General features: G+C 64.4%; 11 protein-coding genes. 1 reads left to right on the top strand and 10 read right to left on the bottom strand.

Annotated features, from left to right (window positions below):
- Positions 1 to 107: 107 nt before the first annotated feature.
- The 10 genes from RUMESO_RS25530 to RUMESO_RS25525 form a co-directional block, all read right to left on the bottom strand.
- Entirely contained in the window at positions 108 to 281 is a 174-nt protein-coding gene (locus tag RUMESO_RS25530; RefSeq protein WP_156363086.1) for a hypothetical protein, read from the bottom strand.
- A gap of 219 nt (positions 282 to 500) precedes the next feature.
- Positions 501 to 755 (bottom strand): hypothetical protein, encoded by a 255-nt coding sequence (locus RUMESO_RS23495; protein WP_037284650.1) that lies wholly within the window; start codon positions 753 to 755, stop codon positions 501 to 503.
- 135 nt (positions 756 to 890) lie between these two features.
- Positions 891 to 1,181: a hypothetical protein gene (locus RUMESO_RS23490; RefSeq protein WP_037284647.1), complete on the bottom strand. Its 291-nt coding sequence runs from the start codon at positions 1,179 to 1,181 to the stop codon at positions 891 to 893.
- On the bottom strand, positions 1,178 to 1,789 hold the full coding sequence (locus tag RUMESO_RS23485) for a ParA family protein (protein WP_037284644.1): 612 nt from the start codon (positions 1,787 to 1,789) through the stop codon (positions 1,178 to 1,180). The genes RUMESO_RS23490 and RUMESO_RS23485 overlap by 4 nt, the downstream gene beginning before the upstream one ends.
- A 260-nt stretch (positions 1,790 to 2,049) precedes the next feature.
- Positions 2,050 to 2,823 carry a hypothetical protein gene (locus RUMESO_RS23480; RefSeq protein WP_156363085.1) on the bottom strand — a complete coding sequence of 258 codons (774 nt, stop codon included), beginning with the start codon at positions 2,821 to 2,823 and terminating at the stop codon, positions 2,050 to 2,052.
- Positions 2,824 to 3,412: 589 nt separating this feature from the next.
- The gene (locus tag RUMESO_RS23475) at positions 3,413 to 4,375 is read right to left on the bottom strand and encodes a tyrosine-type recombinase/integrase (RefSeq protein ID WP_037284637.1); all 963 of its coding nucleotides are present in this window, start codon (positions 4,373 to 4,375) and stop codon (positions 3,413 to 3,415) included.
- Between the two features lie 391 nt (positions 4,376 to 4,766).
- Positions 4,767 to 5,015: a hypothetical protein gene (locus RUMESO_RS23470; RefSeq protein ID WP_037284634.1), complete on the bottom strand. Its 249-nt coding sequence runs from the start codon at positions 5,013 to 5,015 to the stop codon at positions 4,767 to 4,769.
- Positions 5,016 to 5,017: 2 nt separating this feature from the next.
- The gene (locus RUMESO_RS23465; RefSeq protein ID WP_156363084.1) at positions 5,018 to 5,680 is read right to left on the bottom strand and encodes a hypothetical protein; all 663 of its coding nucleotides are present in this window, start codon (positions 5,678 to 5,680) and stop codon (positions 5,018 to 5,020) included.
- Positions 5,677 to 6,894: a DNA methyltransferase gene (locus tag RUMESO_RS23460; RefSeq protein WP_037284628.1), complete on the bottom strand. Its 1,218-nt coding sequence runs from the start codon at positions 6,892 to 6,894 to the stop codon at positions 5,677 to 5,679. The genes RUMESO_RS23465 and RUMESO_RS23460 overlap by 4 nt, the downstream gene beginning before the upstream one ends.
- A 198-nt stretch (positions 6,895 to 7,092) precedes the next feature.
- Positions 7,093 to 7,257, bottom strand: coding sequence for a hypothetical protein (locus RUMESO_RS25525; RefSeq protein ID WP_156363083.1), 165 nt, complete (start codon positions 7,255 to 7,257; stop codon positions 7,093 to 7,095).
- A gap of 101 nt (positions 7,258 to 7,358) precedes the next feature.
- On the opposite strand from RUMESO_RS25525, the gene RUMESO_RS23455 reads away from it, so the two are divergent.
- On the top strand, positions 7,359 to 7,587 hold a 229-nt coding region (locus RUMESO_RS23455), incomplete at its 3' end, for a transposase (protein WP_037277707.1).

Genomic DNA, 7,587 nt, shown 5'->3' with positions numbered 1-7,587 from the left:
CCCCCAGCCGCCAAACCGCCGAGCTTCAGATCCGTGCCGCCCTTCTCAACCGCTTCACCGCCCTCGGCACCCCCGAGACCAAGCGCGTTGCATAAAGCCGACGGGGGTCAGGGGCAGCTCGCTCTTACGCCGAATTGCTCAACAGAGCCGTTTCCATGCCGCGCGTTCTGATAGGCCGGGGATTTCCGCGCCTCATCCATCGCCATGCGGTAAGCCGCGCGAGAAAAGCCGGGGAATTTTTTGATGATTGCGTCGTAAAGGTCAAGATCATGGTCATTCATGTCAATTAATCCGGTAAAAATCTGGGGAGTCAAATGTCATGGCGATTATTGGAAACAATTCCATATCCGCCATTGAGTGAACTCTAGCATAAAAAAGAAACTTTGTCACGAAATTTCCGACCAACGGCACGCCTAAGTTTTGCCGCTATTGTCAACAGAAAAGTGCAGGCGCCAATCCGTTGCGCGGCCGTGCGACCAATACAGCGTCAGGTCGATCTATTAGCCGATCAGGGACCCGAGAAATAGCCGGCGCGCCTCGGGCGAGGCAGCATCGAACACGGCCCGGATGCGCACGGCTTCAGCCTGGGCGTCGATGGTCGAGGATGGCGGTCGGACCGGCGGTGGCATGACCCACTTGGGCGGAGGCAGGGCGGTCTGCACCCGGACGTCGGACAGGCCGCGATCCGTGGCCGCGCCCATCGCGCCGGCCACGGCGGCCAGGATCATCGCTCGGCGGGGGTCGGTGGTGGTCATGTGCACGCTCGCAGGCAAAAGATCAGGAGGCCGACCCACATGGTTAGCTCTAGCAGGCGGAACACAGTGGCGGCCTCCTGCCCTTGCGCTTTGGCGGACATGCGTGCCTGCATGCACGCATGTCCGCCGACAGTCCTAACTCTTGGTGGTCCGGTCCCATTGGCTCACCAGTAGTTCCATCACATCCGCAATCGGCAGCGGGCGCCCGCCGCGCCCTTCCTCCATGGCGATGGCCATGATCCGGGCCTTGGTCTCCGAGGTCATGCGGATGGTCATCTGGTCGAGGCGCGACGGGGGCCTCTCCCGGGGCTGGGGCTTGCCCTTGGCCGGAGGCTCCGCCCCGCGCTGTGGAATGCCAGTGTCCTCAGGCTTCGACTCCGGGTCGATCATTGCGCCCAGGTCCACGCCCTTCTTTCGTGCGCTCATTCCATGACTCCTTTGACGTAGGACCACAGGTCTCGAACCTCCTGCGAGGCCCGGCCATCACTCCCTTCCGTCACACCCTGGCCTGTGGCGGCCGACTCCGCATAGCTGACCCTCTGTGCCATGTTGACCGGTGCGACCCGACCATGGCCCGCCAGGACACGCGCGGTCTCGTCCGTGATCTTTGCCCGGGGGGCCTGGGTCAGGATGAAGGCGAAAGGCGTCCGGGCCGCCCGCAGCGCGCCCAGCGTGCCGCCGATCGCGCGCAAGTCGTCAGGTGAGGGGCGCACAGGGGCAAGGGCCAGATCGGCCACGGCTAGGACGTCGCCCAGCCATGCCGGTGTCGCTGGTGGCGTGTCGATCAAGAGGAGGTCGAAGCGTTCCCGGGCCGCGTCCACGGTGGCACGTAAGCGTCCCGGTGGGGGGTCGGAGTCCAGCATGGCCGGTGCGTCACCCTCGCGTGCCTCCCACCAGCGCCGCAGGGACTTCTGCGGGTCGAGGTCGATTAGCAGGACGCGCTGCCCATCCTGGGCAGCGGCTATTGCTAGATTCCTGGCCAGGGTGGTCTTGCCCGCCCCGCCCTTCTGAGCCGTCACGGTTATTACCTTCATGCGGGCAGCTAGCCTGGAATCCATTCTAGATGCAACTAGGCATTCTTGCATGCATGCATGGCATCAAGTCAGGTTAAGCATTCTAGTGGGGCGGCACCGATCGCCTCGCTTCTTAGCCCCTCTTCCTTCTTCCCTCACCTTCCTTGCGACATACCTCATCCGGGCGCTGCCTTCTCGGCCTCGCTGCCTCTTAGCCTCTTCTCTGTGCGATCATAGGTTCTGGCGTGCCGCTGGGGGCTTCAGGGACTTTCAGTCGAGGATCATTCTTTAACCTCACGGCTCAACCGACTCACTGGTGGCCCATTGAAGACGATGTCGAGCACGCTGGTCCGTCCAGGGCGCGGCCCACCGAGACTGGCGAGGATCGCGTCAATGGGGGAGAGCTTCACGGGCTCCGGTTCGGGCGTGACCGGTAGGTCGTCCATCCGGTCATCGCGGTCGATCACCTCGCGCTGCGGTGCAGCCTCGGTGACAGGTTTGCCCTCAGCGGCCCAGACCTTCTTCATGTGGGCGAGGAACTGGTGCCAGTCGATTTGCCACTTCGGGAAGTGTCCGAGCAGGGCGTCAACGTCGCGAGCCATGTCCGCCGGGATCGCCCCGTAGAGCCGGCAGGCCAGCCCGTAGGCGGCGCGCGGTAGCGAGAAGCCATAGGCGTTGATGGCCTGCCCCCGCTCGTCCTTGCGGCGCACCTTGCGCAGCCAGCCGTCTTGGATAAGGACCGAGACCCGCTCGACTACCGTGGAGCGGTCCCGCCGCAGGACCTTGGCCATGTAGCTGTAGGCATGAGCCACGTAGCCCTCGTCGGTCATCTTCGAGGCCATCCAGTCGTAGACCTCCAGACCGACGTGCCCGACGTCGCCGTTGCGCTTACCGGGCTCGCGGCTCTGGCGGTCCCAGATGCGCGCCACCAGCACGAGGCAGGCCAGCACCGAGGGCTTCAAGGCGAGTGCGACACGGTGCTCGCACTTGCCGACCCACAGCGAGCCGGCGCGGTAAGGCATTGGAGGAGTGTGGCCGGTCAGCGTGGCCAGCACGGCCGCGACCTCCCGGCTGTAGTCACGGCAGGGGTAGGGGGCTGCATCTGCGCCCCCGAAAATAGTTGTCGTCATGGGGTCTCCCCTTGGCGGTCATAGTAGTCGTGGTGATGGTTTTCACGACGCCGGGGAGGGGATCGCCTCAGGCACACCTCTATCGTTCCCCCAAGGGGTTGCAGAGGCGGGAAACCTATGGGAAGCTGTCTTTGCGAGAGAACAGCTTTCCCGGGTCCCCCCGGCTTTGAGGCCCGCCTTCCCGGCGGGTCTTTCTGTTTCTGGTTCCTTTGTGGTCCTCGTCTGCGACGCGGCGACTCCCCGCGCCCTGCCATCCTGCAGGGTAAGTGACTGCGGGGCAACAGGCGGTCAGCGAGGTGCTGGCCGGTTCACAATCTTGGGCTTCATGGTGATCTTGACATACGGCAGCTACCCGGCCGTGCGCTGACCTACCCCCTACCCCAGACGGGTCCCATACAGTTTTTATTTTATATTCAATTAGTTATGACGTTCCAACGTAAGACGCCCTGGCCGGTCGGCCAGGGCAGTGGACTCCGTCTGGTAGAGGTCCATCTGGTAAAGGCTCAAGTCGGCCTCAGGATCGCCCCTGCCGACGCGCAAGGATCGCCGCGCCCGACTCCTGCGCGTCGATCGCGCGGGTATAGCGACTCACCATGGCATCTGATGCCCACGCTCCGGCCTGCGCGATCAACCCGGTCGGGATACCGGCTTCCCTTTGCGAGACGGCCGCGCCGACGCGGCTGGAATGTCCTGTGAACCCGTGCCCGGGCATCCGCCGATCGAACACGCGGGCGACGTCCCGGGGGGCCATGCGATCACCCTGGCCGCGCCGGGACAGGGAGGGGAACAAGGGCGCATCCGGGGCGAGCCCGGCCGCCGCGATCCACCGCGCGACCCGGGCATAGGTGGCCCGGCTCACGAACCGGACGTCGCCCCGGCTGGCGTCTTGGTCGGTCTTGGTCTTGCCCACCCGCACGATCGCATCCCGACCCTGCGGCTGCACGTCGCCCGCGCGCAGCGCCACCAACTCCGCCGATCGCAGGAGGGTGTCGAAGGCGAGCGTCACCAGCGCCGCGTCCCGCAGGTCGCCCAGGGAGTCGCCCAGGCCGGCCAGGGCCGCGTCGATGTGCTCCACGCGCATCGGGACCGCCTGCCGCTGCCGGTGCCCGCCCTCTGCTGCCTGCCGGCGCATCCGCCGCAGCGCCAACTTCACCACGCGGTCATCCGCAGGGGAGGGCAGGCCCACGTCGCGGTGGGCGCGACCAACAGCCGTCACATAGAGGCTGACAGTGGCCGGCGCGCGGCCGGCTGCAGCCCGATCGTCCACGTAGCGGGCGAGGTCGCGCGCGGCCATGGGGAGGGAGGGCACGGCGGCCTCGGCCGCCCAGCGGGCGACGTCACGCAGGGCCGCCGCATACGTCTTGACGGTGTTCGAGGCGTCGGCCCCCGCCGGATCGTGCACCGCCTGGGCGATGCGCTCGGCCAGCTCGGGGGTCGGCAGCGCGGCAGCCTGGGCGAGGGTAAGAGCGTCGGTCATGGGGCGGGCCTCCCGAGTCTATATGGCATTTAATCCCTTCTTAAATGCCATATGAGAACGCGTCAATGCATGCATGTATGTATGCATTTGTAAGGAAACCAAAGCGCACGCGCCTACCGGTGGGCAGTGGCCAGGACCCGCACCTGGCGCAAACAGGATCGAGCCAGAGCTGCACCCCCGTCGGCGCGCCTGTCGCCGCGATCGCTACGGCCGGGGCGGCGGTGCAAAGCTGGGGGGCTGGGCGCGTGCGCTTTGTGACGGGGCTCAGGGCAGACTGCCCCTAGCGCACCCCGGCTCCCGAATGCCTCCCAGGCGGTGGTAGTCAGGTAGGACTCAGATACGCGCCAGAGGAAAATCCGGCTCCCGTCAAAACGGCCGGGCGTCGAGTCGATCAGCGCCCGAGTCTCGGCCCCAGGTGTCGTCCGAACACCGATCGGAGGCGGCTTTCCCAGCCGCCGTTGCCGTAGTCGAAGGCGTATCGAGGGATGCGCTCCAAATCAGAGGGCGACAGCCGCAGCTCGCCCGTCCTCTTGTCGAGCTTGGCTTGCAGACCGTTCATTAGGGACTGCCAGCCCCCCGAGCCGGAGTTGTCGCGCATCAGCTCGGCCATCTCGGTTGGGGTGAGCTTGACGGTAGGCATGGTCAGGCCGGCCTGCCGTTCGGCGGCACCTTCTCCTTGGCCAGCAGCCGCTTCTTTTCATACAGCCGCCGGTTGTCGGAGTTGAATTCCGCCTTCATGTCGCAGTTGAGGCCGTAGAGGTCCACAAGCCCGAAGCCGACCGGGGTGTAGAGGTTGCCGTTGCGCTCAATCTCGAACCCGACCAGCAGGTGATAGCCGTCATCCGACACCTTCGGGTCCTCAGCCGGGGAGAGATAAAAGGAGCGCATCGAGGAGTCGGCCGTGGTGGCCGCGTAGCTCTTCACCTCCAAGTAGATCGGCAGCTTGCCCGTCTCGATCTTGATGTCAGGGTATCCCGTCGCCTTCCCAAGTCCGGCCTTGGTCTTGGGCGGAGCCGCCTTCAAGCCGTTGGCCTTCAGCGCGTTGATAACGAAGGGCTCCATGTCGTTGCCAACCTCGTTGGGCCGGGGCCGCTCGATCGGCTTTGCCTGCACGGTCCGACAGGTCTTACGGAGGGCATCCACGATCTTGTCGAGGGCTTCCTTGTTGTCGGGCTGCGTGACGTCGAATTTCTCGACACCGACACCACACAGGGAGCGGATGACAACCTCGAAGGGGATACCCTTCGCAGGCTGCAACATGCGTGCAAGCACCTCTTCAAGCTGCCGTTCGCGTTCAGTAGTCATTGGTCCCTCTTCAACAGGACGATGCGGTTGCTGTTCGTCCCCACCTCGTTATTCGACACCCCCCAGCAGTTCGACGTCTTGGTGAATTCTTGCTGATTTATCATCACCCCTAGGGGGGTGAGGGGTAGGCCCTCTGCGGCGGCAATCACGTTCTCTTCCAGGCGCACCTTGCCGTTGCGCACCTCGCCCACCTCGAAGGCGATGTGACCGCCGGGGCGCGTAATCCTGGCCAATTCGTGCAGCGTCGAGGCAATGAATGCCTGCCACGCCTCCACCTTCCGGTGCATGGCGATCTTCACGGACGTGGGGTCGATACCCATGAACCAGCAGCGGAGCCAGTTGTCGGACTCGTAGTTCACGATGTCGAGGAAGGGTGGGGAGGTGACGGTCAGGGCGACAGCCGCCTCCGGGATTTCCGAGGTGGCGTCGGACTGCGCAGTCAGGAACAGGCTGGCTGGCGCCAGCGCGGGACCGTCCGACAGCAGGCTGGCCGATTTCTTGGCGATGATCGCCGCGACGTCGCGGGGAGGAGGGGTCTGCTTCCGCTTCTCGTTTATGAGCCGCTGGCGCTCCACCGTGACCGCTTGGTTCGGGGGCAGAGTATAGACAGAGAAGAAGCCGGCCGAATGACCTGTCAGGCGGTTGAGCGCCACCATGCGCACCCAACGGTCGGTCTGGTCGAGCAACCCTGCCTTCTCCCGTTCCATGAGCCACGCCCGGAGTCCCTCGATGTGGGCCAGCGTAGTGGGATGGTAAAAGGTCAGAAGCTCCGCGTGGTCGTAGTGATCGAAGGTGCCCCAAGGGATTTCTCCAAGGCGGGCCTTCACCTGGGCGAGTGTGGGCGGGTTGATCCGGGGTTCCGTCAACGCCCGGCTCAACGGGTTTGTGTCGTTGCCGTAGGGGATGCGGTCCCTCAGGGCGGCTTCGATCGGCGTTGTGCCTCGTCCCATAAAGGGGTCGTAAACGACGTCACCCGGGGCGGTCAGCCGTTCGATAAAGAAAGCCGGGAGCTGCGGCTTGAAGCAGGCGCGGTAGCTCACCTCGTGAAGCCGGTGGGCCTGCCTCTGCCGGGCCGTCCAGAATTCGTTGATGAAGTAGGGCAGGCCGCCCACCGTCTCGACCAGGGTAGACTCTCCGAAGTCCCGGAACGTCCTCAGCTCCGCCAACAGATCGGGCTCGTCCTCCTCTTGGAAGAGGTGCAGTTGGTGGTTCACTCGCCTACCTCGGTCGCCATCATCACGGGTCCTGCATGATGTGCCACGACTCGAGCCGGACGCCAATTCCTTGCGCCCTAGGAGCCAAATATGGTTAATCGCGGTGAGCGCAGCGCCACGATCCAGTGAACGTGGCGCAACAAAAAAGCCGCACTCCAGCGGCCATTTTTTCACAAGGTCTTGATTGACCTTGACATGTCATGCTACGTGCGCGGCCCAGGGGAAGATCGGCCGAGGTAGGCCGATCTTCCCCTGGGCTAGGAAATTTTCTGACAACCCCTTGATATCAAAGGGGAAATTTGCCATCGCCAGCTTGGCCCAGAGGGTGCGAGCGAATTTCTGGGGTTTCTTGAAAAAGTTCATGGTGGACCTCCTGAGGGGGTTAATTGTGAAGCTCCTCATAGGCTCTGTTGCGCAAATCCTGCGGGATTCCTCTTGGAGGCTGAGTGGGTTAGTGGATGAGGATGCCCAAGCCTGACCCTCCGACCTACCGCACGACCAACTGGCGCGCCTACAGTGAAGCCCTGAAGCAGCGCGGCTCGCTTTTGGTCTGGTTTGATCCCGAGATGGAGTGGATCGCCGCCCCGAGTGGCCGGCGCGGGCGTCCGACCACCTTCTCGGATGCTGCCATCCAGGCGTGCCTGATGTTGAAGGCGCTCTTTGGGCTGCCGCTGCGCCAGACGACCGGGCTGG

Origin of the sequence: Rubellimicrobium mesophilum DSM 19309 (assembly GCF_000600335.2) — a bacterium.
Lineage (GTDB): Bacteria > Pseudomonadota > Alphaproteobacteria > Rhodobacterales > Rhodobacteraceae > Rubellimicrobium > Rubellimicrobium mesophilum.
This window is presented reverse-complemented; position numbering and strand designations above follow the sequence as displayed.